Annotated in this window: 17 protein-coding genes and 1 pseudogene; 7 read left to right on the forward strand and 11 right to left on the reverse strand. The window is 73.8% G+C overall.

Annotation, left to right across the window (positions count from 1 at the left end):
* Positions 1 to 52: 52 nt before the first annotated feature.
* Positions 53 to 2,938 carry an aminomethyl-transferring glycine dehydrogenase gene (gene gcvP, locus O7609_RS23835; protein ID WP_269734946.1) on the forward strand — a complete coding sequence of 962 codons (2,886 nt, stop codon included), beginning with the start codon at positions 53 to 55 and terminating at the stop codon, positions 2,936 to 2,938.
* Positions 2,939 to 3,069: 131 nt separating this feature from the next.
* Here the strand turns inward: gcvP and O7609_RS23840 are convergent, their stop codons facing one another.
* Together O7609_RS23840 and O7609_RS23845 are read right to left on the reverse strand one after the other, a co-directional pair.
* Entirely contained in the window at positions 3,070 to 3,276 is a 207-nt protein-coding gene (locus tag O7609_RS23840; protein WP_332328063.1) for a DUF5999 family protein, read from the reverse strand.
* A gap of 342 nt (positions 3,277 to 3,618) precedes the next feature.
* Positions 3,619 to 4,188 carry a hypothetical protein gene (locus O7609_RS23845; RefSeq protein WP_269734944.1) on the reverse strand — a complete coding sequence of 190 codons (570 nt, stop codon included), beginning with the start codon at positions 4,186 to 4,188 and terminating at the stop codon, positions 3,619 to 3,621.
* 521 nt (positions 4,189 to 4,709) lie between these two features.
* Here O7609_RS23845 and O7609_RS23850 point away from each other — a divergent pair.
* Together O7609_RS23850 and O7609_RS23855 are read left to right on the forward strand one after the other, a co-directional pair.
* A complete protein-coding gene (locus O7609_RS23850) occupies positions 4,710 to 6,206 on the forward strand; it encodes a glutamate--cysteine ligase (RefSeq protein ID WP_269744230.1) in 1,497 nt (498 codons plus the stop codon).
* 81 nt (positions 6,207 to 6,287) lie between these two features.
* Entirely contained in the window at positions 6,288 to 7,139 is an 852-nt protein-coding gene (locus O7609_RS23855) for a CPBP family intramembrane glutamic endopeptidase (RefSeq protein WP_443072212.1), read from the forward strand.
* Positions 7,140 to 7,176: 37 nt separating this feature from the next.
* On the opposite strand, the gene O7609_RS23860 is transcribed toward O7609_RS23855, so the two are convergent.
* Complete coding sequence (locus O7609_RS23860) at positions 7,177 to 7,998, reverse strand: PhzF family phenazine biosynthesis protein (protein WP_269744232.1); 822 nt, start codon at positions 7,996 to 7,998, stop codon at positions 7,177 to 7,179.
* 143 nt (positions 7,999 to 8,141) lie between these two features.
* On the opposite strand from O7609_RS23860, the gene O7609_RS23865 reads away from it, so the two are divergent.
* Complete coding sequence (locus O7609_RS23865; protein WP_269734940.1) at positions 8,142 to 9,155, forward strand: EamA family transporter; 1,014 nt, start codon at positions 8,142 to 8,144, stop codon at positions 9,153 to 9,155.
* Between the two features lie 151 nt (positions 9,156 to 9,306).
* Positions 9,307 to 10,266 (forward strand): annotated as a pseudogene (locus O7609_RS23870) (DMT family transporter); the annotation flags it as partial.
* Here the strand turns inward: O7609_RS23870 and O7609_RS23875 are convergent.
* Positions 10,264 to 10,938, reverse strand: a complete 675-nt coding sequence (locus tag O7609_RS23875; protein WP_269734939.1) for a pyridoxamine 5'-phosphate oxidase family protein — start codon at positions 10,936 to 10,938, stop codon at positions 10,264 to 10,266. The pseudogene O7609_RS23870 and the gene O7609_RS23875 sit on opposite strands and share 3 nt — an antisense overlap.
* Positions 10,939 to 10,978: 40 nt before the next feature.
* Between O7609_RS23875 and O7609_RS23880 the strand changes: the two genes are divergently transcribed.
* Positions 10,979 to 12,310, forward strand: a complete 1,332-nt coding sequence (locus tag O7609_RS23880) for an aminotransferase class I/II-fold pyridoxal phosphate-dependent enzyme (protein ID WP_269737130.1) — start codon at positions 10,979 to 10,981, stop codon at positions 12,308 to 12,310.
* A 12-nt stretch (positions 12,311 to 12,322) separates the two neighbouring features.
* On the opposite strand, the gene O7609_RS23885 is transcribed toward O7609_RS23880, so the two are convergent.
* The 3 genes from O7609_RS23885 to O7609_RS23895 form a co-directional block, all read right to left on the reverse strand.
* On the reverse strand, positions 12,323 to 12,787 hold the full coding sequence (locus O7609_RS23885) for a Rieske (2Fe-2S) protein (protein ID WP_269734938.1): 465 nt from the start codon (positions 12,785 to 12,787) through the stop codon (positions 12,323 to 12,325).
* Positions 12,788 to 12,929: 142 nt separating this feature from the next.
* Positions 12,930 to 13,412: a GNAT family N-acetyltransferase gene (locus O7609_RS23890; protein WP_269734937.1), complete on the reverse strand. Its 483-nt coding sequence runs from the start codon at positions 13,410 to 13,412 to the stop codon at positions 12,930 to 12,932.
* Positions 13,413 to 13,595: 183 nt separating this feature from the next.
* Positions 13,596 to 14,762: a nitric oxide synthase oxygenase gene (locus tag O7609_RS23895; protein ID WP_269744234.1), complete on the reverse strand. Its 1,167-nt coding sequence runs from the start codon at positions 14,760 to 14,762 to the stop codon at positions 13,596 to 13,598.
* Between the two features lie 974 nt (positions 14,763 to 15,736).
* Between O7609_RS23895 and O7609_RS23900 the strand changes: the two genes are divergently transcribed.
* The gene (locus tag O7609_RS23900; protein WP_269744235.1) at positions 15,737 to 17,704 is read left to right on the forward strand and encodes an AfsR/SARP family transcriptional regulator; all 1,968 of its coding nucleotides are present in this window, start codon (positions 15,737 to 15,739) and stop codon (positions 17,702 to 17,704) included.
* Here O7609_RS23900 and O7609_RS23905 read toward each other — a convergent pair.
* From O7609_RS23905 to O7609_RS23920, 4 genes are read right to left on the reverse strand one after another with little or no spacing between them, the layout of a single operon-like run.
* A complete protein-coding gene (locus tag O7609_RS23905; protein WP_269734934.1) occupies positions 17,686 to 19,050 on the reverse strand; it encodes an MFS transporter in 1,365 nt (454 codons plus the stop codon). The genes O7609_RS23900 and O7609_RS23905 overlap by 19 nt on opposite strands.
* Positions 19,047 to 19,922 carry a thioesterase domain-containing protein gene (locus O7609_RS23910; protein ID WP_269734933.1) on the reverse strand — a complete coding sequence of 292 codons (876 nt, stop codon included), beginning with the start codon at positions 19,920 to 19,922 and terminating at the stop codon, positions 19,047 to 19,049. The genes O7609_RS23905 and O7609_RS23910 overlap by 4 nt, the downstream gene beginning before the upstream one ends.
* On the reverse strand, positions 19,919 to 22,462 hold the full coding sequence (locus O7609_RS23915; RefSeq protein ID WP_269744236.1) for a non-ribosomal peptide synthetase: 2,544 nt from the start codon (positions 22,460 to 22,462) through the stop codon (positions 19,919 to 19,921). The genes O7609_RS23910 and O7609_RS23915 overlap by 4 nt, the downstream gene beginning before the upstream one ends.
* Complete coding sequence (locus tag O7609_RS23920; RefSeq protein ID WP_269737129.1) at positions 22,455 to 25,634, reverse strand: non-ribosomal peptide synthetase; 3,180 nt, start codon at positions 25,632 to 25,634, stop codon at positions 22,455 to 22,457. The genes O7609_RS23915 and O7609_RS23920 overlap by 8 nt, the downstream gene beginning before the upstream one ends.
* Positions 25,635 to 25,936 lie beyond the last annotated feature (302 nt).

Genomic DNA, 25,936 nt, shown 5'->3' on the forward strand with positions numbered 1-25,936 from the left:
GCACCCGCCGTGGTGTCCCTCGCAGGTCGTACAGACCAGGAGGCCTCCGCAGATGACCACCGATCGCATCACACTCTCCGCACTCGAGGGCGGCACACCGTTCGAACGGCGCCACATCGGCCCCGACGCCGCCGAGCAGGCGAAGATGCTCGCGCACGTCGGCTACGGCTCGCTGGACGAGCTGACGGCCGCGGCCGTGCCCGACGTCATCAAGAGCACCGAGCGCCTCGGACTTCCGGACGCGCGCTCCGAGGCGGACGTGCTCGCCGAACTGCGCTCGCTCGCCGACCGCAACCAGGTGCTCGACTCCATGATCGGCCTGGGTTACCACGGCACTTTCACTCCGCCGGTCATCCTGCGCAACGTCATGGAGAACCCGGCCTGGTACACCGCGTACACCCCGTACCAGCCGGAGATCTCGCAAGGCCGTCTCGAGGCTCTGCTGAACTTCCAGACCGTCGTCGCGGACCTGACCGGCCTGCCGACGGCGGGGGCCTCCCTCCTGGACGAGGGCACCGCCGCGGCCGAGGCGATGGCCCTGTCCCGCCGCGTGGGCAAGGTCAAGCAGGGCGTCTACCTGGTCGACGCCGACTGCCTGCCCCAGACCGTCGCCGTCCTGCAGACGCGCGCCGAGCCCACCGGCGTCGAGGTCGTCGTCGCCGACCTGTCCGAGGGCATCCCGGCCGAGATCGCCGAACGCGGCGTGTTCGGTCTGCTGCTCCAGTACCCCGGGGCCTCCGGCGCCGTCCGGGACCCGCGGGCCGTGATCTCCCAGGCGCGGGAACTCGGCGCGATCGTGACCGTCGCCGCCGACCTGCTGGCCCTCACCCTGCTCACCTCGCCCGGCGAGCTGGGCGCCGACATCGCCGTCGGCTCCAGCCAGCGCTTCGGCGTCCCGATGGGCTTCGGCGGCCCGCACGCCGGTTTCATGGCCGTGCGCGAGAAGTTCGCCCGCAGTCTGCCGGGACGGCTGGTCGGCGTCTCCGTGGACGCGGACGGGACCAAGGCGTACCGGCTGGCGCTGCAGACCCGCGAGCAGCACATCCGGCGCGAGAAGGCCACGAGCAACATCTGCACCGCGCAGGTGCTGCTCGCGGTCATGGCCGGGCTGTACGCCGTCTACCACGGCCCCGACGGGCTGCGGGACATCGCCCGCCGTACGCACCGCTACGCGACCCTGCTCGCGGCCGGCCTGCGCGAGGGCGGCGTCGAGGTCACGCGGGAGGCCTTCTTCGACACCGTGACCGCGCACGTGCCCGGCCGCGCCGCGGAGATCGTCGCCGCCGCACGCGAAGGGGGCGTCAACCTCCGCCTCACCGACGCCGACCACGTGGGCATCGCCTGTGACGAGACGACGACCCGGGAGCAGCTCACCACGGTCTGGCGGGCCTTCGGCGTCACCGCCGACGTGGCGCGGCTCGACGAGACCAGCGCGGCGGCGCTGCCCGCGGACCTGCTGCGCGACGACGAGTTCCTCAGCCACCCCGTCTTCCACCGGTACCGCTCCGAGACGGCGATGCTGCGCTACCTGCGCCGCCTGGCCGACAAGGACTACGCGCTCGACCGCGGCATGATCCCGCTCGGCTCGTGCACGATGAAGCTCAACGCGACGACGGAGATGGAGCCGGTCACCTGGCCGCAGTTCGGGGCGCTCCACCCCTTCGCCCCCGTCGAGCAGGCCGGGGGCTACCTCACCCTCATCCGGGAGCTCGAGGAGCGGCTCGCCGAGGTCACCGGCTACGACAGGGTGTCCATCCAGCCGAACGCCGGCTCCCAGGGCGAACTGGCCGGGCTGCTCGCCGTCCGCGCCTACCACCGGGCGAACGGTGACACGCAGCGCACGGTGTGCCTCATCCCGTCCTCGGCCCACGGCACCAACGCGGCCAGCGCCGTCATGGCGGGCATGAAGGTCGTCGTCGTCAAGACCGGTGAGAACGGCGACGTCGACACCGAGGACCTGCACGCCAAGATCGAGCAGTACGGCGACGAGCTGGCCGTCCTCATGGTCACCTACCCCTCCACGCACGGGGTCTTCGAGGACAACATCTCCGACATCTGCGCCGCCGTGCACCAGGCGGGCGGGCAGGTCTACGTGGACGGTGCCAACCTCAACGCCCTGGTGGGACTCGCGCGCCCGGGCAAGTTCGGCGCGGACGTCTCCCACCTGAACCTGCACAAGACCTTCTGCATCCCCCACGGCGGCGGCGGCCCGGGCGTGGGACCGGTGGGCGTCCGGGCGCACCTGGCGCCCTACCTCCCGAACCACCCGCTGCAGCCCGAGGCGGGCCCGGCGACCGGCATCGGCCCGATCTCCGCGGCCCCCTGGGGCTCGGCCGGCATCCTGCCGATCTCCTGGGCGTACGTCCGGCTGATGGGCGCCGAGGGGCTGCGGCGCGCCACCCAGGTCGCCGTGCTGAGCGCGAACTACATCGCCAGGCGCCTGGAGCCGCACTACCCGGTGCTCTACACCGGCCCCGACGGGCTCGTCGCACACGAGTGCATCATCGACGTGCGCCCGCTGACGAAGGCGACGGGGGTGAGCATCGACGACGTCGCCAAGCGGCTGATCGACTACGGCTTCCACGCCCCGACCATGTCCTTCCCGGTCGCGGGGACGCTGATGATCGAGCCGACGGAGAGCGAGGATCTGGCCGAGATCGACCGCTTCTGCGACGCGATGATCGCCATCCGCGCCGAGGCCGACCGGGTCGCCGCGGGGGAATGGAGCGCCGAGGACAGCCCGCTGCGCGGGGCGCCGCACACGGCGGCCCAGCTGGCGGGCGAGTGGGACCGCGCCTACACGCGTGAGGAGGCCGCGTTCCCGGCCGGCGTCGTGGCCGAGGGGAAGTACTGGCCGCCGGTGCGCCGTATCGACGGCGCCTTCGGCGACCGCAACCTCGTCTGCTCCTGCCCGCCGCTGGAGGACTACGAGGGCTGACCCGCCCGGACGAGCAGCGCAGGGCCCGGCCGTCCCGACGGCCGGGCCCCGTCGTCGTGCTCGGCGCGCCGTGCGAGGCAGCGCCCCGCCCCCGCCCGCCGGGCCCCGCTCGTGGGGCGTCCCGGCTCCGGCTACGCGGCGGCGGTCACCTCGTGGGGGTCCAGCGGTTTGTGCGGAGCGATGATCTGCCCGTCCGGCAGCAGTTCGCCGGTGTCGTCGAAGAGCACGACACCGTTGCACAGGAGGCTCCACCCCTGCTCCGGGTGGTGCGCCACGGGATGAGCCGCCTCCCGGTCGGCGGAGTCGGCGGAGGGACAGGGCGGTTGATGCTGACACATGACGGTGTGCTCTCGGTTCTCTCGATGCGGTGTGGTCGCTGAGCTGCGGCTGCTGTGCGTCGTCATCCGGCCGCTCCCCCGGGTCGGTGCTCGTGATCCCCAGTGTCGTCCTGCGGGGGGCGTTTCGCAGGGATTTCCCCGCAGCCGCCCCCCGTGAGGGATGACGCGTCCCCCACCGGAGCGGTTGTCACCCGCGCGGGTCATCCTCATGGGCCGGTGGCATGGCCGGAAGTGACTAGCCCGACGCGGGGAGCGTGCGCACACGTGTGCCCCGCGACCGGGACGCTGGTTCCCTTCGTCGCGGGGCACCGGTGCCATGCGGAAGGCGCCGTGTGCCACTCCCTAGACCGGGGCGGCCACCAGGCGGTGGGTCAGCAGCGGCAGGAGGGTGTCGACGCGGTGGGGCAGGTCCGGGGCGATGCCCGGGGGCGCCGGCGCCAGCGGCACCAGCAGGTCGTCCGGGGACAGCGTGCCGTCCTCCGGGTCCGCCGCCGGATCGCTGTGCAGCCACAGGGTGAGCATGTACAGCTCCGGCACGGACAGCAGCCGGGGCTGGTGCGGGGTCGGCAGGGCGTCGGCACGCCGCAGTGCCGACGCCGTCGACCGGACGTAGGGCCCCTCGCCGAAGTGGGAGAACGTCCAGCCGTCGGCGGTCAGCATCGCCTCCGCGGTGCCCACCGTGCCGTGGGAGCCGCGCAGGAGGAAGCGCCAGCCGGTCAGCCGGGGGCTCGGCGGCCCCCCGGGGCCGGTGATACCGCTCAGGACGTACACCGGCAGCGGCAGTTCGGGCTGCAGTTCGCCGAATGTCTCGGCCCGGGCCGGGGCACCACGGAGAGCGGCGGTCGGAGAACCGAGCGCGGCGAGAACGCTGCGCAGGGCGGCTGCGGGAGCCGGGTGAGCATGCAGGGGCATGGCGGGTCGCCTCTCACTCGGGGAGACATGAAGGGGTGCGCGGCGAAGTCCCGACGGCGTCGTCGGTAGCCCGGAGGCACGCCCGAACCGGGCGGGGGAAAGCGGGACCCGGACCGAGAGACGTCACGTCACGGCCTCAAGGCGGAGTTTATACGACATTTGTTCCCGAGACGTTTCCGCTACTCGATTCGGGTGTGCCGCACAAGGAGAAATCCCGCCGAAAAGTGAAAGGACCTCACCCGGCAGCGGAGGTGCCGGTTCTCCGGGGTGCACGTCCGGCCCATCGTCCGGCCGACCGGTTCCGGTCGTACCCGTCGTCGTGTTCCGTTCGGGCCTGTGGTGGTGTTCCGTTCCGTGCTCACGGTCACGCAGAGTGGGAAGCCGCCCCAGGCTACCGCATGCCGCCGGAATGTGCCGTGAGAAAACACCGGCCTGATCTGTTCGCCGCGGTACTCCGGGGGAGTTGTTGACCGCTGCGTGGGGCATTATCGAGGCACTGCCGATCGAGGAGGGACACATCGATGGGGGAGAAGGTCGCGGCCGACGGGTTCGGTCTCCCGGACCGCCGGCGCTACCGGAGCAAGCTCCGCCAGTGCCTCCAGGCGCTGGACCGCCTGCTGGAACAGCAGCGGTTCGAGGGTCCCCGCAACCTGATGGGGCTCGAGATCGAACTCAACCTCGCGGACGCCGAGGGAATGCCGCGGATGATAAACGAGGAGGTTCTCGGGCGCATCGCGAGCCGTGATTTCCAGACCGAACTCGGGCAGTTCAATCTCGAGGTGAACGTCCTTCCGCACGCCTTCACGGGCCGGGTCCTGGACCAGCTCGCCGAGGAGCTGCACACCGGCCTCGCCTACGCCGACCGGAAAGCCCGCGAGGCGCACGGGCGCGTCCTGATGATCGGTATTCTCCCGACCCTCGGTCCCGACGATCTCATCTCCGCGAACTTCTCCAGGGCCGATCGCTACACCCTGCTCAACGACCAGATCATGGCCGCCCGGGGGGAGGAGATACGCCTCGAGATCGACGGTCCCGAGCGCCTTGTGCACGGTTCCTCCTCGATCGGCCCCGCGGCCGCCTGCACATCCGTCCAATTGCATCTCCAGGTCACGCCGGCCCGCTTTCCCGACGTGTGGAACGCGGCCCAGGCCGTCCTCGGCGTCCAGCTCGCCGTGGGAGCCAACTCCCCCTTCCTCTTCGGCCGTGAGCTGTGGCGCGAGTCCCGCGTCCCGCTCTTCCTCCAGGCCACCGACGCCCGCCCGAGCGCCTACGCTGCCCAGGGCGTACGGCCCCGGGCCTGGTTCGGCGAACGGTGGATCGACTCCCCCCGCGACCTCTTCGCCGAGAACCTGCGCTACTTCCCCGTGCTGCTGCCCCTGTGCGACGAGGAGGAGCCGTTGGAGGTGCTCGAACACGGCGGCGTGCCCGCGCTGACCGAGCTGGCGCTGCACAACGGCACCGTCTACCGCTGGAACCGGCCGGTCTACGACATCGCCGACGGCGTCCCGCACCTGCGGGTGGAGAACCGGGTCCTGCCGGCGGGGCCGTCGGTCACCGACGTCCTGGCCAACACGGCGCTGTACTACGGGCTCGTCCGGGCGCTGGCCGACGAGCCGCGCCCGGTGTGGAAGCGGCTGCCCTTCGCCGCCGCGGAGGAGAACTTCCAGGCGGCCGCCCGGCACGGGATCGACGCCCGCCTCACCTGGCCGCGTTCCGGCCGCGGCGGCTCCCCGGTGACCGTGCCCGCGCACCGGCTGGTGCTGGACGAACTGCTGCCGCTCGCGGCCGCGGGCCTGGACGCGTGGGGCATCGAACCCGCCGACCGTGACCACTACCTGGGCGTGATCGAGGAACGCTGCCGTCGCCGCACCAACGGCGCGGTGTGGCAGGTGGCCGCCTACCACCGGGCGAGGGACGGCGGGCTGGACCGCGAGAAGGCGCTCGCCGCCGTGGCCCGGCGGTACACCGAACTCGTCACCGCGGGCGAGCCGGTGCACACCTGGCCCGTGCAGGGCTGACGCCGCGCCGCCGGCCCGACCCCCGGGCGCGGCACGGGAGGCCGTACGGCAAGCTGTACGTCCAGCCGGAGAGTGGGACGCATGCCGTACGGGAGGCCAGCAGTGACGTCGTGGTGGGCCGGTGCGGCGGCGGGCCGAAAGGTACCGGCCCGGGTGGAGGGGTCCGCACGCCGTCTGCTGGGCCGCGAGACGCTGCTCGTGCTCGCCCTCTCCCTCGGCGCCAGCGCCGTGTCCGCTCTGATCAGCTTCACCGGCTCGCTGACGCGGCCGGGCGGCCTGGCCGACCAGGCGGCCAACCTGAACCGGTCGCTGGCCCCGGACTGCCCGTGGCTGGATCTGGCCTGGCAGCTCTTCGGGATCGGCACCGCCCTGGTGCCCGTCCTCCTCGTCGCCCACCTGCTCACCCGCGAGCCGGCGCCGCTCGACGCGCCGGGCGGCCTGCGCGGCCTCGGCTTCGACCTGCGCAGGCCGTGGTCCGACCTCGGGCGGGGCGCGCTGGTCGCGGCCGGGATCGGCGGCAGCGGCCTGCTGCTGTACCTGGGCGCCCGCGCCGCGGGCTTCAACCTCACGGTCGTGCCCGAGTCGCTCCCGGACGTGTGGTGGAAACTGCCGGTCCTCGTCCTGTCGGCGATGCAGAACTCCGTGGTGGAGGAAGTCATCGTCGTCGGATATCTGCTGCGACGCCTGGACCAGCTCGGCTGGAGTCCGCTGGGTGCTCTGGCGGCCAGCTCCGTGCTGCGCGGCACCTACCACCTCTACCAGGGCATCGGCGGTTTCGTCGGCAACCTGGTGATGGGCGTGATCTTCGTGTGGCTCTACCGCCGGTGGGGCCGGGTCGGCCCGCTCGTCGCGGCGCACGCGCTCATCGACATCGTCGCGTTCGTGGGCTACGCCCTGCTCGCGGGCTCGGTGGGCTGGCTGCCCACCGCCTGACCCGCCGCGCCGTCCCGCCCCGCCCGGCCGCCGTCGCTCACGGCTGGACGCACAGCTCCCCGTCCAGCACCGTGACCGCGTGCCCGGTCAAGAGCGTGCGCTCGCCGCGCAGGGTGGTGTGCACCAGCCCCGTCCGGCTGCCGCCCTGGTGCCCGGTGAGGCTCTCGCGACCCAGCCGGGCGGACCAGAAGGGTGCGAGGGCGGTGTGCGCGCTGCCGGTGACCGGGTCCTCGTCGACACCGACGGCGGGGAAGAAACACCGCGAGACGAAGTCGTAGCCGCGGGAGGGGTCCTCGGCCGGAGCGGTGACGATGAAGCCGCGCCCCCCGAGCCCGGCCAGGGCGGTGACGTCGGGGGCCAGGGCGCGGACGGTCTTCTCGTCGGCGGCCTCCACGAGGAGGTCGCCCACGTCCGGGCCCGTGTCGTGGACGCTGAGCGGGGTGAGGCCGAGCGCCCGTGCCGCACCCCGCGGGAGTTCGGCCGCGGTCAGCGGCGCGGTGGGGAAGTCGAGCCCGACCGATCCGTCCTCGGACACCCGTGCTCCGAGCACGCCGCTGAGCGTCGCGAACCGCACCGTACCCGTGGCCCGCCCCCGGCCGTGCAGGACGTGCGCGGTGGCGAGCGTGGCGTGTCCGCACATGCGCACCTCGGTGGCCGGGGTGAACCAGCGCAGCGCCCAGTCCGCGGTGCCGCCCGCCGGCAGCGGGTGGGCGAACGCGGTCTCGGACAGGTTCATCTCCGCGGCGATGCGCTGGAGCACGGCGTCCGCGGGGAACCGCTCCTCGTCGAGGAGGAGGACGGCGGCGGGGTTCCCGGCGAACGGCCGGTCGGTGAAGGCGTCGACGATGCGGATCCTCATGGCGGCACGCTAGGCGCGGCCGGAGAACCGCCGCCATGGCCACCGGGACGCCGGTGGACTGGAGGAGTACGGCAACCGACCAGCAGGTGAGACAGGTGCGTAGGGAGTCGACACTCATGATGGGTGCGGGTCATCATGACGGGATGCCGGATCCTCGCGCCTCCACCGTCACGCCTCGGCCCAGCGGCGGAATCAGCCTCGCCCTGCTCTCGGCCTTCGCCTTCGGCGGCTCCGGAGTCGCGGCGAAGCCCCTCATCGAGGCCGGTCTCGATCCGCTGCACGTGACGTGGCTGCGGGTCGCGGGCGCCGCCCTCGTCCTTCTTCCGCTGGTCTGGCGGCACCGCGGGCTCCTGCGGGAACGCCCGGCCCTCCTCGCGGGATTCGGGCTGCTGGCCGTGGCCGGCGTCCAGGCCTGCTACTTCGCGGCCATCTCCCGCATCCCCGTCGGCGTCGCCCTCCTCATCGAGTACCTCGCTCCCGCCCTGGTCCTGGGCTGGGTGCGGTTCGTCCAGCGCCGGCCGGTCACCCGCGCGGCCGGCCTGGGCGTCGTCCTCGCGGTGGTGGGGCTCGCCTGCGTCGTGGAGGTGTGGTCCGGGCTGGCCTTCGACGCCGTCGGGCTGCTGCTGGCCCTCGGGGCCGCCTGCTGCCAGGTGGGCTACTTCGTCCTCTCCGACCACGGTGGGCACGGCGGCGACGGCCGGGGAACCCCGGACCCCGTCGGAGTCATCGCCTACGGACTGCTCGTCGGCGCCGTCGTGATGACCGCCGTCGCCCGCCCCTGGACGATGGACTGGCGGGTCCTCGGGGACGCGGCGCTCATGCGGGAGACCCAGGTGCCGGCCGCCGTTCTGCTGGCCTGGATCGTGCTCGTGGCCACCGTGACCGCGTACCTGACCGGCATCGTCTCGGTCCGCCGGCTCTCGCCCCAGGTGGCCGGGGTCGTCGCCTGTCTGGAGGCCGTGGTGGCGACGGGGCTGGCCTGGCTGCTGCTCGGCGAGAAGCTGGCCCTCGTCCAACTGCTGGGCGGCGCGCTCGTCCTGGCCGGGGCGCTCACCGCGCAGCGCTCCGCTCCCGCGCCCGCCGCCGCGCAGCCCGTCGCGCGGGGCGGGCCGGATCACGGGGCCCCGCGGTTGTCCGATGACGCCCGTCTTCCGTAGGGTGCGACGCATGCCGATGAACGTGCTGCCCCCGCCCGCCGCCTAGGCGGGCGACCGAGCACACACGCCGGGGCCGTGCGCCCCCGCGTCGGCGCGGGCTGCCCGCACACGGGACGAAACCTCATTTCGACTCGTTGTGGAGCACCTCGACATGCAACGCACTCACCATGATCTGACGGCTTCCCAGCCGGCCCCGACGACGCTGCCTCTGGGGCGCGGTCTGCTCTTCGTCGCCGTCTCGGCGGTGGCCTGGGGCACGGCAGGAGCGGCGGCGGCCCTGCTGTTCGACGGCAGCGGGCTCGGCCCGGTGGCGCTCACCTTCTGGCGGACCGCGGGCGGCTTCGTGCTGCTGGCGGCCGTGCGCGGCCTGTGGCGGCGCCGAGCGCCCGTGCGGACGACCGGACGGCGCCGCCCGCTCCTCCCCCTCCTCGTCACGGGATTCGGGCTGACGGCCTTCCAGACCGCCTACTTCGCGGCCGTCGAGGCGACCGGCCTCGCGGTGGGAACGGTCGTGACCCTCGGCGCCGGGCCCGTGCTCGTCGCCCTCGGAGGCCGCGTCCTCATGGGCGAACGCCTGGGGCGGAGCGGGGCACTGGCGGTGTCGTGCGCGCTCGCTGGGCTGTGCGTCCTCGTCCTGGGCGGCGCCGACGGTTCGGGAACCGTGGTGCCGCTCGGCGTGGGCTACGCCCTGCTGTCCGCCCTCGGCTACTCGGCGATGACCCTCTACACCCGGGGCCGGGGCCGGGACGGCGGTGCCGGGGACCCGCTCGGCACCACGCTGTGGGCCTTCGCCGTCGGCGCCGCCCTCCTTCTGCCCTTCGCGGCGGCCGAGGGGCTGTGGCCGCAGGGCGGTGACGTGGCTCGTTCCCTGTGGCTGATGGCCTACGTGGCCGCCGTCCCGACGGCCCTGGCCTACGCCCTGTACTTCGCGGGGCTGGCCGTGGTGCGGGCCGCGACCGCCTCCGTCATCGCGCTCATCGAGCCGGTGGCGGCCACCGCCATCGCCGTCACCCTGCTCGGCGAGCGGCTCACCGCCGCCACGGTCACCGGGACGGCGATCCTGCTGGCGGCGGTGACGGCGCTGGTGCTGGCCGAGGCCCGTTCGGCCTCAGGGCCGGGCGGGGGACGTGAGGTAGCCCGGGGCGGCGACGGCCGGGTCCAGCCCCTCGGCGGGCACCGGCTCGCCGTGGACGACGCCGACGGGCAGGAGGCCGCTCCAGTACGGGAGTGACTCGTCCTCGGGGTCGTCGTTGGGCCCGCCCGTCCTGGCCTTGGCCGAGACCTCCTCCAGGTCCAGGGCCAGGACGGCGGTGGCGGCCAGCTCCTTGTCGTTGGCGGGCCGGGAGTCGGCCGCGCGGCCGGGCAGTACGTGGTCGACGAGGGCGTCCAGGGCCTCGGCCTTCTCGACCGGGTCCGTCACCGGCGTCGCCACGCCGTGCACGACGACGGAGCGGTAGTTCACGGAGTGGTGGAACGCGGAACGTGCGAGGACCAGCGCGTCGACGTGCGTCACCGTCAGGCACACCGGCAGTCCGGCGTCCCGCCCGGCGGTGTTGAGCGGGCGGGAGCCGGTGGAGCCGTGCACGTACAGCCGGTCGCCGACGCGCCCGTACAGCGTGGGGAGTACCACCGGCCGGCCGTCCCGCACGAAGCCGAGGTGGCAGACGTAACCGGCGTCGAGTATCGCGTGCACGGTCTCGCGGTCGTAGGCGGCGCGTTTCTTGTTGCGGGTCGGGACGGTGTAGGGCGTCTCGGTGTAGGAACCGGTGGCGCTCGTCGACATGGTGTGGCGTCTCCTCATGTACTAGTGCATAATGTTGTTTGTGCTAGGAGAATACCGGATCACTGGTCGCCGCGCAGCGGAGATCGCCGACAGCGTCGAGCGCGGCGTGGGCAGCGGCGCTCTCCCGCCGGGGCACACGCTGCCCGCGCTGCGGGACCTCGCCGGCCGACTCGGCGTCAATCCCAACACCGTCGCCGCCGCCTACCGGACCCTGCGCGAACGCGGCATCGTCGAGACGGCGGGCCGCCGCGGCACCCGCGTGCGCTCCCGGCCCGCCAGCGCGCCGCGGCAGGCGATGCGTTCGGACGTGCCCCACGGCGCCCGGGACCTCGCGAACGGCAACCCCGACCCCGCGCTGCTCCCGCCGCTCGACGCTGCGCTGGCGGAGGCGGCGGCCCACTACGCCCGTCGGCCCACCCTCTACGGCGACCCCGCGGTCGACGAGGAACTCGCCACCCAGGCCCGGTCCGCGTTCGACGCCGACGGCGTGCCCGGCGGCCCCGTCGCCGTCACCTCCGGGTCCCTGGACGCCGTGGAGCGCGTACTCGCCGCCCACCTGCGCCCCGGGGACGCGGTGGCCGTCGAGGACCCGGGCTGGGCCGGCATCCTCGACCTCGCTCCCGCCCTCGGGCTGCGGATGGTGCCGGTCCGGGTCGACGACGAGGGGCCTGTCCCCGGGGACGTCGAACAGGCGCTGGTCCGCGGGGCCCGGGCGCTGGCCGTCACGTCCCGGGCGCAGAACCCCACGGGCGCGGCCGTCGGCCCGGCGCGCGCCCGCGCCCTGCGCGGGCTCCTCGCCGCGCACCCCGACACGCTGCTCATCGAGGACGACCACGGGCACGGGATCGTCGACGCGCCGTTCCACACCCTGGCCGGAACCACCGCCCGGTGGGCCGTGCTGCGGTCCTCGGCCAAGTCGCACGGGCCGGACCTGCGGGTCGCCGTCGTGACCGGGGACGCGCTCACCCTCGACCGGCTCCGCGGCCGGCAGGCGCTGGGCCCGGGCTGGGTCAGCCTGCTGCTCCAGCGCGCCGTCGCCCACCTGTGGCGCGAGCACGCCGTGGACCCGCGGACGGTCGCCGGCTCCTACGGCCGCCGTCGCACGGGGCTGCTCGCCGAGCTCACGCGACGGGGTGTGACGTGCCACGGGAAGTCCGGGATGAACGTGTGGGTTCCGGTCCCCGACGAGACGGCGGCCGTGGCCGCGCTGCAGCGGGCGGGCTGGGCCGTGGCCCCGGGCGCACGGTTCCGCGTCGCCACCCCGCCCGCGATCCGGGTCACGGTCTCCGGGATCGACGTCGGGGAACTGCCGACGCTCGCGGACGCGGTGGCGACGGCCCTGCGCCCGGCCGAGGCCCGCCGCTTCGGCTGACCTCCCCCGGGCTCAGGCGAGGCGGATGCTGTCTCCGGAGACCGTGATGCGCTGCTCGGGCAGCGGACGGCGGGCGGGGCCGCTCTCCACGCTGCCGTCCTCGATGGCGAACCGGCTCTCGTGGCAGGGGCAGTTGATCGTGCCGCCCTCGACGCCGCCCACGAGGCAGCCCCGGTGGGTGCAGACCGCCGAGTAGGCCTTGAACTCCCCGCTGCGCGGCTGGGTGACGACGACCTCCTGGTCGCGGAAGACGGTACCGCCGCCCTCGGGGATCTCCGAGGTGGCGGCGAGCTCCTCGCCCTCGGGCGCGGGAGCGGTCTCCTCCCGGCCCGGCGTCCCGCTCGCGTCCGAGGGGGTCTCGCCCGGCTCGGAGCCGCCGGAGCCGTCGGAACCACCGCAGGCGACGAGCGCGGTGGTGAGCCCGGCGGCGCCCGTCGCGGCGAGAAGGGCGCGTCGGCTGGTCACGGGTGCGTTCATGGTGAGCCTTCCTGCTGAGGCGGCCAGTGTGTGGGGGAGTACGCACTCCGCCGCCCGTCCGTTCACCGTCACGCCCGGCCGGCCGACGGTCCCTCCCGGGGGTGAGCGCCTGGCGCACCCGCCCCCGGACGGGACGTCCGGCTCAGAGCCGCCGGTAGTAGACGGTGACCGGGAGCGGGGTGCAGCCGAGGCTTTCGTACAGGGCCCTCGCCGGGGCGTGGAACGGGTCCCCGCCGGTGCCGATCTCGACCACCTCGGCACCGAGCGCCCGCAGCCGCCCGAAGGCGTGCTCGCACAGGGCGGTGCCGAGCTGCCGCCCGCGGTGCTCGGCCGCGACGGCCAGGTGCGTCAGCTCGCCGTTCCGGCGAGCCGGGTCGACGCACCACGCCACGTACCCCGCGACACCGCCCGCCACTTCGGCGACCGCGACATGGGCGTGCCGTTCCGGGGCGTGGAGCTCGGCTACCTGCCTGCGGTAGTCCCCGCGCCAGTCGCCGTGCTGATGGGCGAAGACCTCCTCGCCCACGAGCGGGCGGAAGTAGTCCTCGTAGAATGGCCGGAAAACGTCGATCGTCAGTTCGGTGAGTCGCGTCAGATCGTGCGGAACGAACGCGCGGATGAGCATGGAAGTGCGCCTTTCGGGCTGAGGGTTCTCCCCTGGAGGCCAGGAGAAGGGCGTCCGTCATCCCGCACACGGCCGAGGGAGCCGGCGGTGAGCAGGAGCCTCAGTGGCGTCGGCGGCAGGCGGCGAAGCACTCCATGGCCCGCAGTGTAGTGCCGGGTGAGAAGCACCGGGGCCGGCGGCGCCTCACTCGGGCGCCAACCGCGGCGGACGGCCCGGCTCGGGCCCGAGTGCCGACAGCGGGCACCGCGAGCGGTCGGCCCGTGCGACGAAGTTGGGCCGCAGACCGAAGTCGGGGGCGTCGTACTCCCGGTGGAACGTGGGCGTGGTGCTGCTGGACATCGGAGGGTTCACCCACGACCACTGCGTGGGCACCGTGCGGCCGGCGGCCTCCTCCCGCTCGACGTGGTCGACGAACTGCCGCGCGGCCGTGTGGTGGTCGACGATGTGGACGCCGGCCAGGCGGTAGCTGTGCTGCACCGCGGCCGTCAGCTCGACCAGCGCCCGGTCCTTCCAGAGCGAGCGGTCGTGCGACAGGTCCAGGCCCATGCGCCGGGCGACGGTGGGGAGCAGATCGTAGCGGTCGACGTCGCTGAGGTTGCGGGCGCCGATCTCCGAACCGACGTACCACCCGCTGAACGGCGCGGCGGGGTAGCGGATGCCGCCGATCTCCAGGTCGAGGTCGGAGATCGCCGGGTTCGCGTGCCACTTCAGGCCGAGCTCGGCGAACCAGCCGAACCGCGGGTGGACCAGGGGCACTTCCATGACGACGCCCTCGGGGATGTCGAACATCCGGGGCGCCTCTCCGGGCATCCGGACGATGAGGGGCAGCACGTCGAAGGCGGTACCCGCTCCCTTCCAGCCCAGGGACACGGCCAGCTCCGTCAGCTCGGTGTGCAGCGGATCGCCCAGGACCGTTCCGTCCTCTCCGCGGTAACCGGCGTACCGGATGAGCTGCGGGTTGAGGATACTGATCCCGGACTCGCCGACGGCCTGCGCGAAGACCGAGATCGCGGCGCGCAGGCGCCCGCCGTTGGTGGAGAACCGCAGGTGCTCCCAGCAGGCTTCGGCGACCTGCTCGGCGGTGCGGCAGCCGCGGAAGTCCAGCAGCCGGAGGCTGCGCCAGTGCATGCGGCCGACGCAGCGGGCGTGGTTGCGCCAGGCCAGCCTGGCGCCGAGTAACAGCTCCTCGGGGGTGTGCGTGTAGGTCCCCGAGCTCGCGATGGACTCGCGCACCTCGCGGAGCCGGTCGGCGCCGGTGTGCCGCAGTTCGGGGAGGGCGAAGAACTCCTCCGCCTGCCGCCGGAGCTCGGCCGCGGCCTCCGCCGCCCGGTCTTGGGGAGAGAGGGTCATCTCGGCCTCCTCCCCGTGGCGCGGGTGGTCCCGGGCGGACGCCGGGGACCGGGGGCGGGAACGGGTTCGGGCCCCCGGTGGCCGGCGCGTGTCACGGGCTCTCCCGCAGGTCGCGTCCGGGGGCCGTCGGGGTGACGAGGCACTGTGGTCGTCCGGGGGGACGGTTCGGTTTCGCCCACGACCGGCGGGAAGCGCGTGCCGGGGCCCGGAATCGGCGCCAGCGGCGCGTCCTTGAGGAACTTCCCAGCTAAATCCACGAAACTCCACTCCTGGGTATGGCAAGGCCGTGGTTCTTTCGCGGGGCACAAGCGGCGTATGCGAAAGCCCTCGCGGCTTGACGTGCCTGAGCCGTGAAATCGTGCGGAGGGTGCTTCTGCTGATTCCGGGACCCGGAAGCGCCCGATCGTCGCCAGAATGTACCGGCCGGTCGATTACCCGGTCAATGGATTCTGCCCAGCACATATGACGTCCTGGCGGGGATGAGAAAACTCCCATACCGTCAGATAAGGTATGTGACTGCTGATATGGAGATCCTTCACGCCTCTGCCCTCGGCCGCCGACGCGCGCTACAGTGCCGATCGTGACCCCAACGGGCAGAGTGCACAGGGTTGTTGACGGAGCGCCGGTTGACACGGCGCATCGGCTGGTCCATGAGGCCCGCGACGCCCACCCGGGCCGGGCGGGCCCCTTCGGCGGCTGACCCGCCCCGTCATGGGGGTTCCGTATTTCCGCCTCCGGAGGCGTGAACTCCTGCCTGGGCCACAATCTGCATCTTTCGCATCGGGAAGTGTCCCTGGGCATAACCGTCCGAGGTGTTTGCGGACGGTACCGGCTCCGATCCCTCCGTTCACGGCACGGCTCGCAACGCCGAACCCGGTGCTTCTCCCCACCCGTTCCGGAGTCCACGACGCGGCCGCCGCTCGGCCGCACGTCCGGCAGGTACGAACGAGCCCCGCAAAGGAGTGAGCGAACAGGTGAGCAATGCCGTGGGAACGCTCCGGATTCAGCTCCTGGGCCCCGTACGGGCCTGGTGGGACGGGCAGGAGGTGGCCGCCGGCCCGCCACAACAGCGCGCACTGCTGGGCCTGCTCGCGAGCCGGGCCGGGGAGGCGGTGGGCCGTGAGGCCGTCATCGAGGCGCTCTGGGGCGGTCACGCTCCGCGCACCGCGGCCAACGGCGTCCACACCTATGTGGCCGGACTCCGGCGCGTGCTGGAACCGCGGCACGACGGGCGGAGCCCGAACTCGGTGCTCACCTCGGAACCGGGCGGGTACCGCCTGCGCGTGCACCCCGACGCCGTGGACGCCGCGGCCTTCGTGCTGCGGCACGACGACGCCCGCCGCTCCCGGGAACGTGGCGACGGCGCCGCGACGGCCAGGTTGTACGAGGAGGCTCTGGCGTTGTGGAAGGGCGACGCGTTCTCGGGGATACCCGGGCCGTTCGCGGCCCTGGAGGGCGCGCGTCTGCGGGATGCGCGGCTGACCGCCGTCGAGGAGTGGGGCGCCGTCATGGTCGCGGCCGGGCGCCACGGCGAGGCGGTCGGCGGGCTGAGCCGCGCGGCGGCCGAGGAGCCGTTGCGCGAGCGGCTGCGCTGGCTGCTGATGCTGGCCCTGTGCCGCGGCGGCCGACAGGCGGACTCCCTCCGCCTGTACGCGGAGACACGGCGGTTGCTGCGGAGGGAGCTGGGCATCGAGCCCGGGCCGGAGCTGCGGGACCTGCACCGGCAGATCCTGGACGGGCGCGCGGAGCCGGCGGTCCGCCGCGCGCTCGCCACCCCGGCGGGGGCCGACACCGGGCGGGCTTCCGTGGCGCGGGGCGCCGGCGCCGCGACCCCGCTGCCGAGACCGGCGCAACTCCCTTCGGCAGTGAGCGGGTTCACAGGGCGGGGGCGGGAGCTCGAGAAGCTGGAACGCCTCGTGGGCGCCGACCGCCGCGCGGCGGGCCCGGCCGCCACGGTGGTCCTCGTCCAGGGGCCCGCGGGCGTGGGGAAGTCGGCGCTGGTCCTGCGGCTGGCCCACGCGGTCTCGGACCGCTTCCCGGACGGTCAGGTCTACGTGGACCTCGGCGGCAGCGGACTGCGGGGGAGGCCGCTGAACGCCGCCGACGCCCAGCGGCAGGTCCTGACCAGTCTCGGAGTGGACGGCGGGCGGATTCCGCGCGACCTGGTGGGCAGTACCGCGCTGTACCGGAGCCTGCTGTACGACCAGCGGATGCTGGTGGTGCTGGACGACGCCCTGAGCGCGGACCAGATCAGACCGCTGATCCCGCGCGGCCCCTCCGGTGTCGTGGCCACCAGCCGGCAGCGGTTGGCGGGGCTGGCCGCGCGGGACGGGGCGCGCACCGTCACCCTCGGGCCGCTGGACGAGGACGCGGCGACCCTGCTGCTCACCACACTCACCGACGGGTGGCTCGAGGGACGGGTGGCCACCGCACGGCGGCTGGCGGCACTGTGCGGCGGGCTGCCACTGGCCCTGCGCGTCCTCGCCGAGCGGCTCACCGCCGCAGGCGAACCACCGGAGCGGCTCCTGGAGCGGTGCGCTTCGGAACCCGGGCGACTGGACTGCCTCGCGGTGCCGGACGACGCTTTGGCCGACGTGCGGAGCGCGTTCGAGGCGTCCTACCAGGTACTGCCGGCCGAAGCGGCCCGCATGTTCCGCCACCTGGGGATGTACCGGCGCGGCCGGATCACGGTCCGCGTCGCGGCGGCGCTGGCCGGCACCGACCTGCCCACCGCACGCGCCTTGCTCGACGTCCTGGTCGACGCCCATCTGATCGAGGAGTGCGGACTGCGCTACCGCCTCCCCGAGCTCCTCGGCGTCTACGCGGCGGAGTGCGCCCAGCGTGAGCCGACGGCCGCCCGGCAGGCCGCGCTCGCCCGGCTGGGCGCGCTGGCCTCGCCCCCTCGGCCGCGGGCGCCGGCCGCTCACGGGCCGTGGCGGTGAGGCGGGCCGGGCCGGGCGCCGAGCGCGGGGTCGTCGGGCCCCTCGGGCATCGTCCGCACCCGCCCCACGGGCGACAGCACGATCGGCACCAGCATCGCCGCGGAGAGCGCCCCCGCGAGCCACAGGGCACCGTGCAGCCCCAGGAGCAGGGCGAGCAGCCCCCCGACGGGGCCGCCGAGTGCCCCACCGCCGTACAGGAGCATGCGCATCGCGGCTGTCATCCGGCCCATCAGGGCCTGCGGAGTGATGGCCTGGCGCAGGCTCACGATGATGACGTTGGCGATGCTGCTGCCGAAGTACTCCATGAAGAACGAGGCCACGAACAGGGCGACGAGCAGCCAGCGCGGGCCGCCCGCGGCCGGGATCAGCAGCGGGCCGAGGAAGATGACGGAGACCGAGACGCGGTAGGCGGTCCCCAGCGAGAGACGGCGTACCACGGCGCCGGAGACGAGGGCGCCCAGCAGGCCGCCGACCGCGGCCGCCCCCATGACGAAGCCGACCGCGGCCGGGGAGAGGTCCTTGTCGCGCACGGCGTACAGCAGGAACAGGGACTGCACCAGGGTCAGGAGGAAGTTGCAGGAGCAGCCGACCAGACCGATGGCGCGCAGCCACCGGTTGCCGAACACCCACCGCAGCCCCTCGGCGAGTTCGGCCCGCAGCCGGCGCTTCTCCCGCGCCCGCGCGGGGGCGCCTTCCGGCGTCCTGATCAGGATCAGGGACACCGCCGAGACGGCGTAGGTGACGGCGTTCGACGCCATGGCGACCGGCGCCGAGAACGCGCTCACCAGCGTGCCCGCGAGCCCGGGCCCGGCGACGTCGGCCGAGGAGAGGGTGGCGCTCAGCTTGGTGTTGGCCTCCACGAGGCTGCGCCGGTCCCTCACCAGCACCGGGACGTACGACATCCAGCTCACGTCGAAGAGGACGGAGGCGACGCCGACGCTGAAGGCCAGGGCGTAGAGCAGCCCGAGGGTGAGCAGGTCGAACTGGTAGAGGATCGGCACCAGCGCGATGAGCACCATCCGGGAGAGGTTGGCGCCCAGCATCACCGGCCGCTTGCGCACCCGGTCCACCCACACGCCGAAGAGCAGGGCGAGCCCGAGGAAGGGCACGAGCTGGGCGAACCGCAGCAGCCCGAGCTGCTCGGGCCCCACCTCGAAGACGAGGACCGCGGTGAGCGGCAGCGCGAGATGGGTGATCTGGGTGCCGTAGAGGGAGCAGGCCTCGCCCACCCAGAACACCATGAAGTCCCGGTGGTGCCAGAGGCTGCGCGGCGGCGCCGGGTTCGGCGCCCCGGGGTCCCCGGCCGGATCGGGGCCCGCCTCGGTGCGGGTGCCGGGCTCGCTCATGCGGCGCCGTCTCCGCCCGGCGGCCCGGTGGCGCCCCGGGGCCGGCCGTGTGCGGGGTCCGGACCGAGCAGCGCCGCGGCGACGATGCGGGCGATGGCGGTGAGCCCGGGCCCGCGCCAGATCGAGTGGTGGTTCCCGGACACCACGTGGTCCGTGAGGTCGCGCACGCGGGAGCGCCAGTCCAGCAGCTCCGGCGGCGACGCCGACGCCCTCACCAGGATCGCGGGACCGTCGTGGAACGCGTCCATGGGATGGCTCAGCAGCGCCGAGAGATGGGTACGGAAGAGGAGGAAGCGCTCCAGCAGGAACTCCTCGTCGAACTCCTCCGGGACCGCCTCGGCCGCCGCCAGGGCGGCGAAGCGCTCGCCGGGCCCGGCCGCCGCCGGGAGCCGCGTCATCGCGCGGTCGAGTTCTGGCGCCTGCCCCTCGACGACGCCCAGGAAGTCGTACAGGAAGTGGCGCGTGAGGGTGGCCACCGGCGGGAGCGGCGCCGGTCTCGGCACCGCCGGGTCGATCAGCACGAGCACCGGCACCTCCGCGCCCCCGGCGGCGAGCAGCCGGGCCATCTCGTACGCCACGACCCCGCCCAGCGACCAGCCGAGGAGCTGGTAGGGGCCGTGCGGGCGGACGGACCGGAGGGTCGCGGTGTGCCGTTCGGCCAGCTCCCTGATGGAACCTGCGGGCCGCCCCAGGCCGTCGAAGCCCGGCGCCTCGAAGCCGAAGACGGCTTGCCCGCGGTCCAGTTCATGGCTCAGCCCGGTATAGCAGTACGGAGACCCGGAGACCGGGTGGACGCAGTACAGGGGCGCCCGGTCGCCGCCCGGCCGCAGCGCCACGAGGCCTTCGGTGGACGGCTCGTGCGCCTGGGTCACGGTGCCTCCGCGAGTCGCTGGTCGATGGCGGACGCGATGGCACGGACCGACCCGCCGCCGTAGAGAAGCCGTACGTTCACCCTGATGCCGAAGTGCTTGCTGAGCCGGTTGACGGCGCGGAGCGCCTGCAGGGAGTTCCCACCGAGGGCGAGGAACCCGGTCTCGGTACCGACATGTTCCAGGCGGAGCACCTGGGCGAGGACGTCGGCCACGACGCTCTCCGTCTCCGTGGCCGGTGAGGTGTGGGGCGCGGAGCCGGCCCCGGCCGGGTCCGGCGGCGCGGGCAGGGCCCCGCGGTCGACCTTTCCGTTGGCCGTCAGGGGCAGCGCGTCCAGGGCGAGCACCGCGGCGGGGACCATGAAGCCGGGCAGCGCTCGCGCGGCGTGTTCGCGGAGCTCACGGGGAGCGGGCGCCCGTCCCGGGCGGGCGGTCACGTAGGCGATGAGCCGCCGCTCTCCCGCACCGTCCTCGCGGGCGGCGACGACCGCGTCCTTGACCGTGTCATGGCTGCGCAGCACCGCCTCGATCTCCCCCAGCTCGACGCGCAGCCCGCGCAGCTTCACCTGGAAGTCGCGGCGGCCCAGCAGCTCGATCAGGCCGTCCGGGCCGTAGCGGGCCACGTCCCCCGTCCGGTAGAGGCGCTCGCCCGTCACCTCGCCGCAGGACCAGTCGAGGAAGCGCTCGGCGGTCCGTTCAGGCTGGTCGAGGTAGCCGCGCGCGAGGCCGATGCCCGCGAGGTGGAGCTCTCCGGGCACGCCCGGCGGCACCGGCTGGAGCGACGCGTCGAGGATGTAGGCCCGCTGGTTGGCCATCGGCCGGCCGTACGGGATGCTCGTCCACGCCGGGTCGGTGGACGCCACCTCGTGGAGCGTGGAGTGGATGGACGCCTCGGTGGCGCCGCCGAGGGCGACGAAGCGCAGGTTCGGTGCGAGTGCGCGGACGCGGTCGGGGAGGCTGAGGGGGATCCAGTCGCCGCCGAGCAGCGCCAGCCGCAGGGAGCTCAGGGGCGGGGACCCGGAGGACTCCAGGTGCTCGACGGTCAGTTCGAGAAGCGCGGGTGCCGAGTTCCAGACGGTCACGCGCTGCTCGGTCAGCAGCCCGGCCCAGTGCTCGGGGTCCCTGGCACGGCCGGGCTCGGGGAGGATCACCGTGCCCCCGGCGAGCGTCAGGCCGAGGAACTCGTACACCGACATGTCGAAGCTGGGCGAGGACAGAGCCAGGACCCGGTCCCCCGGACCCACGGAGAAGCGGGTGTTGAGGTCGGCGAGGTTGTTTGCTACGCCGCGGTGGCGCACGGCGATCGGCTTGGGAGCACCCGTGGACCCCGAGGTGTGGATGACGTAGGCGAGGTTTTCGGGCCCGGCGCCGCCGACGGGATCGTCCTCCGGATACCGCGCGAGGAGCGGGGCGTCGCGGTCGAGCAGCACCAGGGGGACGCCGGCCCGGGTCTCCGGTGCGGGAAGCCGTCCGGCGGGCCCGGCGCCGCTGACGATCGCCGCGCAGGAACTGCCGGTCGTCATCGCGGCGAGACGCCGACGCGGGTACTCCGGGTCGAGGGGGACGTAGGCGCCGCCCGCCTTGAGCACGCCGAGGACGGCGACCAGGAGGTCGGGGGAGCGGTACAGGCAGATGCCGACCCGGCGGTCGGGGCCGATGCCCAGGCCGCGCAGATGGTGGGCCAGCCGGTTGGCCGCCGTGTTGATCTCGCGATACGTCCATCGGCGGACGCCGTCGACCAGGGCGACGGCCTCGGGCGCCCGCCCGACGGCGCGCTCGAAGGCGGCGTGCAGGCACACGTCGTGGGGGAGTTCGGCCTCGGTGGCGTTCCACTCCACGAGCATGCGGTGGAGTTCGGCCTCCGGCAGCAGCCGCAGCCGGGCCACGGGATGCCCGGGCCGCGCCAGCCCGTCTGCCAGCAGGGTGCGGTAAGAGACGAGCAGCCGGTCCATCGTGCTGCCGTCGAACAGGGCCGCGTCGTAGCGGAGTTCGGCCGTGGGCGGGGAGGGCGGGCCGGCTCCGGCGCCCGCCACCCCCGCGGGCAGGGAGAGGACGAACTCGTACCCGCCGGCGCAGGGAGAGCCCCCCTGCCCGACGGCCTGACGGGACAACTCGGCCAGCGTGGCGTCCGCGGTCACGTGGTAGCTCGACACCCGCGGGGTGCCGTCGCCCGGGGGGCGGAGCGAGACGGCGAAGGAGAACGCGTCCTGGCCCGTGTAGCGGTGCAGGACGGCGGCGAAGGCGGCCAGGAGCTGCGCCTCCGTCGCGGCGCCGGCCGCCCGGCCGAGCGGGGTACGGGCGAGGCCGGTCCGGGCGGGACCGGCCTGCCCAGGGGAGGCCGAGGGCCGGCGCGGCCGGTCGGTCGGCAGCAGCGCGGGCGGCGTCTGCGCTGCTTCCCCGGAGGGGGCGCGGCCTGCCGTGCCGGAGACGGCGGCGAAGACGCCCGGGGCGGGCCGGGCCACGGCGGGCGCCGGGGCGCCGTCCCGCCTTGGCCCGGCCCCTTCCCCGCCTCCGGGCACGGCGGTCCGCGCGGTCTCAGCCACGCGCCTCGGCCGCCTTCCGGACGAGCTCGTCGATGGCGGCGGCCAGCGTCTTGACGGTCGCGCCGCCGTACAGCAGCCGGACGTTGACCTTCACCTTGAAGTGCTTGTTGAGCCGGCTGACCACGCGCATCGCCTGGAGCGAGTTGCCCCCCATCGCGAAGAAGTTGGCGTCGGCCCCGACCCTCGGCACGGCCAGTACCGTCGCGAGAACCTCGGTGAGCTTCTCCTCGGTCGGAGTGGAGGGGGCGACGTAGCCGTCCTGATCCTGGTCCCGGTCGGTCACGGGGGCGGGGAGCGCGGCGCGGTCGATCTTGCGCGAGGCGGTGAGCGGGAACTCGGCCAGCTCCACCCAGGCCGTCGGCACCATGTACTCGGGCAGGGTCCGGCCCAGGTGGGCCCGCAGCTCGGCCGCCGTCGGAGAGGCGTCGCCGAGCACGGTGTAGTACGCCACGAGCCGCTTCTCGCCGCCGTCCTCCCGCAGCAGGGCCAGCGCCATCCGGACCTGGGGGTGGGTGACCAGCTGGGACTCGATCTCGCCGAGTTCGATCCTCAGCCCGCGCAGCTTCACCTGGTTGTCCAGCCGGCCGAGGAAGTCGATCTGGAGGTCCGGGGTCCAGCGCACCAGGTCGCCGGTGCGGTAGACCAGGCCCTCGCCCAGGACCGGGTCGGGCACGAACTTCTCCTCGGTCGTCGCCGGCTGGTTGAGGTAGCCCCGGGCGAGCCCCCGCCCGCCGATGAGCAGTTCGCCCGGAACGCCGACCGGCACCAGGTTGAGCTCCGGGTCGACGACGTGGTGCAGTCGGCCGAACTCGGGCCGGCCGATGGGCGGCGAGGACGTCCACTCCTGGTGCTCGCACAGGTACTCGGTGGTCGCCACGGACGCCTCGGTGGGGCCGTAGAGGTTCACGAACATGCGGCCGGGGAGGTTCCACTTGTTGACCAGCTCGGCCGGCAGGACCTCCGCCCCGCCCATGATGTACTTCAGGTCCGGATAGGGCTCCGCGTCCACCAGCGACAGGATCGTCGGCGACAGACCGGCGTAGGTGACCCGCTGTTCCCGCATGAGGGAGCCCAGCGACTCGGGCGACGAGAGTTCCCCCGGCGACACCAGCACCAGCGTCGCACCGCTGGTCAGCCCGGTGAAGATCTCGCCCTGGGACATGTCGAAGGTGAGCGCGGGAAGCTGCAGCAACCGGTCCTCGCGCCCCCACGCGCCGAACGTGCGCCGGTAGGCCTCGACGAAGGTGCGCAGGCCCTGCTGCTCGACGAGCACGCCCTTGGGCGTTCCCGTCGAGCCCGAGGTGTACAGGACGTACGCCAGCGAGCCGGGTCCCGCCCACTCCTCCAGAGGTTCGTCCGCGGGCTGGGCCTCGACCTCGTCCCAGTCGGCGTCGATCAGCAGGCTCTGCCAGCCGCAGGAGGGCGGCAGCTCGCCGAGCGTGTCCGCCCGGGTGAGGACCAGGGGGGCCTGGGTGTCCCGCAGCATGTAGTCCAGGCGGGCGTCGGGGTGCGAGGGGTCGATGACGGTGTACGCGGCCCCGGCAGCCATGACCCCCAGGATGGCCACCAGCGTGTCCAGGTCCCGGTCCATCGCGATGGCCACGACCTGCTCGTGCCGCACACCTCGGGAGCGCAGGTACCGGGCGAGCTTGTCCGCCCGGCGCGTCAGCTCGCCGTACGTCATCTCCCGGCCGCGGCAGACGGCGGCGAGCTGTTCCGGGTGCTCCCGGGCGGTCCGGGCGATCGTGGCGTGCAGCGGTTCGGTGGGGAAGTCGAAGTCCGCCCCGCGCCCGACCTCCAGCAGGGTGCGCCGCTCCTCCTCGGTGAGGAGCGGCAGCCGGCCCACCGGGGTGTCGGGGGCCGCGCACGCCGCCTCGAGCACGGTACGGAAGTGGCCGGTCATGGCCTCGATCCGCCAGCGGTCGTACAGGTCGGTCGCGAACTCCACGTCGACTCGCAGACGTTCCGGGCCCTCGACGAAGTTGAACGACGCGTCGAACCGGGACTGCCCGCCGACCACCCGGACCGGCTCGCCGCTCAGCCCCTCCAGGCGCAGGACGTCGCCGGTGGCGCCCTCGCCGAGCAGCTGGCAGGCGATCTGGAAGAGCGGGTTGCGGCCCGCGTCCCGGGTCGGCTGGACCCGGTCGACGACGTGGTCGAACGGAACGTCCTGGTTGTCGTAGATGTCGAGGTTGGCGTCGGCGACCCGTTCCAGCAGCCCGGCGAAGGTCACGGAGCCGGACAGGTCGCAGCGCAGCACCGTCATGTTGATGAAGAGGCCGACGACGTCCTCGAGTTCGGGCTCGGTGCGGCCGAGCATGGGCACGCCGACGGGAATGTCCTCCTGCCCGCTGTACCGGCTGAGCACGACGGTCAGCGCGGCGGCGACCACCATGTACAGGGAGGCGCCCTGCTCCTGGGCCAGTGAGCGTGCCCGCCGCAGCAGTTCGGGAGGGAAGTCGACCGTGAGGGTCTCGCCGCGGTGGGTCGGCTCGGCCGGCCGGACCCGGTCGGCTGGGAGCTCGAGCGCCGCGAGCCCGGCGAGGCGCTCCTCCCAGAACTTCAGCTCGTCCTCCCACACGCCGTCGACCCGCTGCCTGCGCTGGCGCAGGATGTGGTCGGCGTACCGGGCCGTGAGCTCCGGCAACGCCGGCTCCCGCCCGGCGGCCAGTTCCCGGTAGGCGTGTTCGAGCTCGCGGCCGAGCACCCCGGTGGACCAGCCGTCGGTGACGATGTGGTGGAAGCCCAGGCAGAGCACGTGCTCCGCGTCGGCCAGCCGGAAGAGCCGGAACCGGGACACGGGCCCCGCGGACAGGTCGAACGGGGTGTCGGCCTCCTGCCGCAGTTCCCGCCGCAGCGCGTCCTCCCGCTCTCCGGGGGCCTGTCCGGTCAGGTCGCGCACCGGCAGCGGCCGCTCCACCGCGGGGGAGATGACCTGGTACGGGACGCCGTCCGCCGCGTGGAAGGTCGCACGCAGCTGCTCGTGCCGTGCCGTCAGCAGGTTGAGCGCACGCTCCAGCGCGGACACGTCGAGGGGGCCGCGCAACCGGTGGGCGTGCGTGACGTTGTAGGTGGTCTGCCCGGGGTTCATCTGGTCGAGGAACCACAACTGCTCCTGCCCGAAGGAGAGCTGGAGGCGGGACTCGGACGCTGCGGAGGAGGGGGCGGTCATCGTCACGGGGCTCCGTTCGCGAGGCTGGGCGACGGTGAGGGGACGGGCGGGGGCAGGGCGGGGCGTCGCACGCATCTCAGGGGCTTCGGCCGACGGCACCTCCCGTTCGGCTGCACGTGGCAGGCGTGTGCGCGGCATGCCGGACCTCCGTGCCACGCGGGGCGGGGGCCATTGTGCTCCGCGTGCCCTGCACGGATCCTGGACGCGTTCTGGACGTCTTCTGGACGCGCCGGCATCCGGCCGCGGCGGGCGGGCGAGGCTTCGCCCGGCGGCCCGTCCGTGGATCGCAAGGCCCGGTGGCC

Origin of the sequence: Streptomyces sp. WMMC1477, from assembly GCF_027460245.1 — a bacterium.
In the GTDB taxonomy this organism is placed as follows: domain Bacteria; phylum Actinomycetota; class Actinomycetes; order Streptomycetales; family Streptomycetaceae; genus Streptomyces.

Bases quoted from the DNA above. Each gene is read 5' to 3' on its own strand.
- gcvP (WP_269734946.1), top strand. From the start codon at position 53: ATGACCACCGATCGCATCACACTCTCCGCACTCGAGGGCGGCACACCG.
- O7609_RS23840 (WP_332328063.1), bottom strand. From the start codon at position 3,276: ATGTGTCAGCATCAACCGCCCTGTCCCTCCGCCGACTCCGCCGACCGG.
- O7609_RS23845 (WP_269734944.1), bottom strand. From the start codon at position 4,188: ATGCCCCTGCATGCTCACCCGGCTCCCGCAGCCGCCCTGCGCAGCGTT.
- O7609_RS23850 (WP_269744230.1), top strand. From the start codon at position 4,710: ATGGGGGAGAAGGTCGCGGCCGACGGGTTCGGTCTCCCGGACCGCCGG.
- O7609_RS23855 (WP_443072212.1), top strand. From the start codon at position 6,288: ATGCCGTACGGGAGGCCAGCAGTGACGTCGTGGTGGGCCGGTGCGGCG.
- O7609_RS23860 (WP_269744232.1), bottom strand. From the start codon at position 7,998: ATGAGGATCCGCATCGTCGACGCCTTCACCGACCGGCCGTTCGCCGGG.
- O7609_RS23865 (WP_269734940.1), top strand. From the start codon at position 8,142: ATGCCGGATCCTCGCGCCTCCACCGTCACGCCTCGGCCCAGCGGCGGA.
- O7609_RS23875 (WP_269734939.1), bottom strand. From the start codon at position 10,938: ATGTCGACGAGCGCCACCGGTTCCTACACCGAGACGCCCTACACCGTC.
- O7609_RS23885 (WP_269734938.1), bottom strand. From the start codon at position 12,787: ATGAACGCACCCGTGACCAGCCGACGCGCCCTTCTCGCCGCGACGGGC.
- O7609_RS23890 (WP_269734937.1), bottom strand. From the start codon at position 13,412: ATGCTCATCCGCGCGTTCGTTCCGCACGATCTGACGCGACTCACCGAA.
- O7609_RS23895 (WP_269744234.1), bottom strand. From the start codon at position 14,762: ATGACCCTCTCTCCCCAAGACCGGGCGGCGGAGGCCGCGGCCGAGCTC.
- O7609_RS23905 (WP_269734934.1), bottom strand. From the start codon at position 19,050: ATGAGCGAGCCCGGCACCCGCACCGAGGCGGGCCCCGATCCGGCCGGG.
- O7609_RS23920 (WP_269737129.1), bottom strand. From the start codon at position 25,634: ATGACCGCCCCCTCCTCCGCAGCGTCCGAGTCCCGCCTCCAGCTCTCC.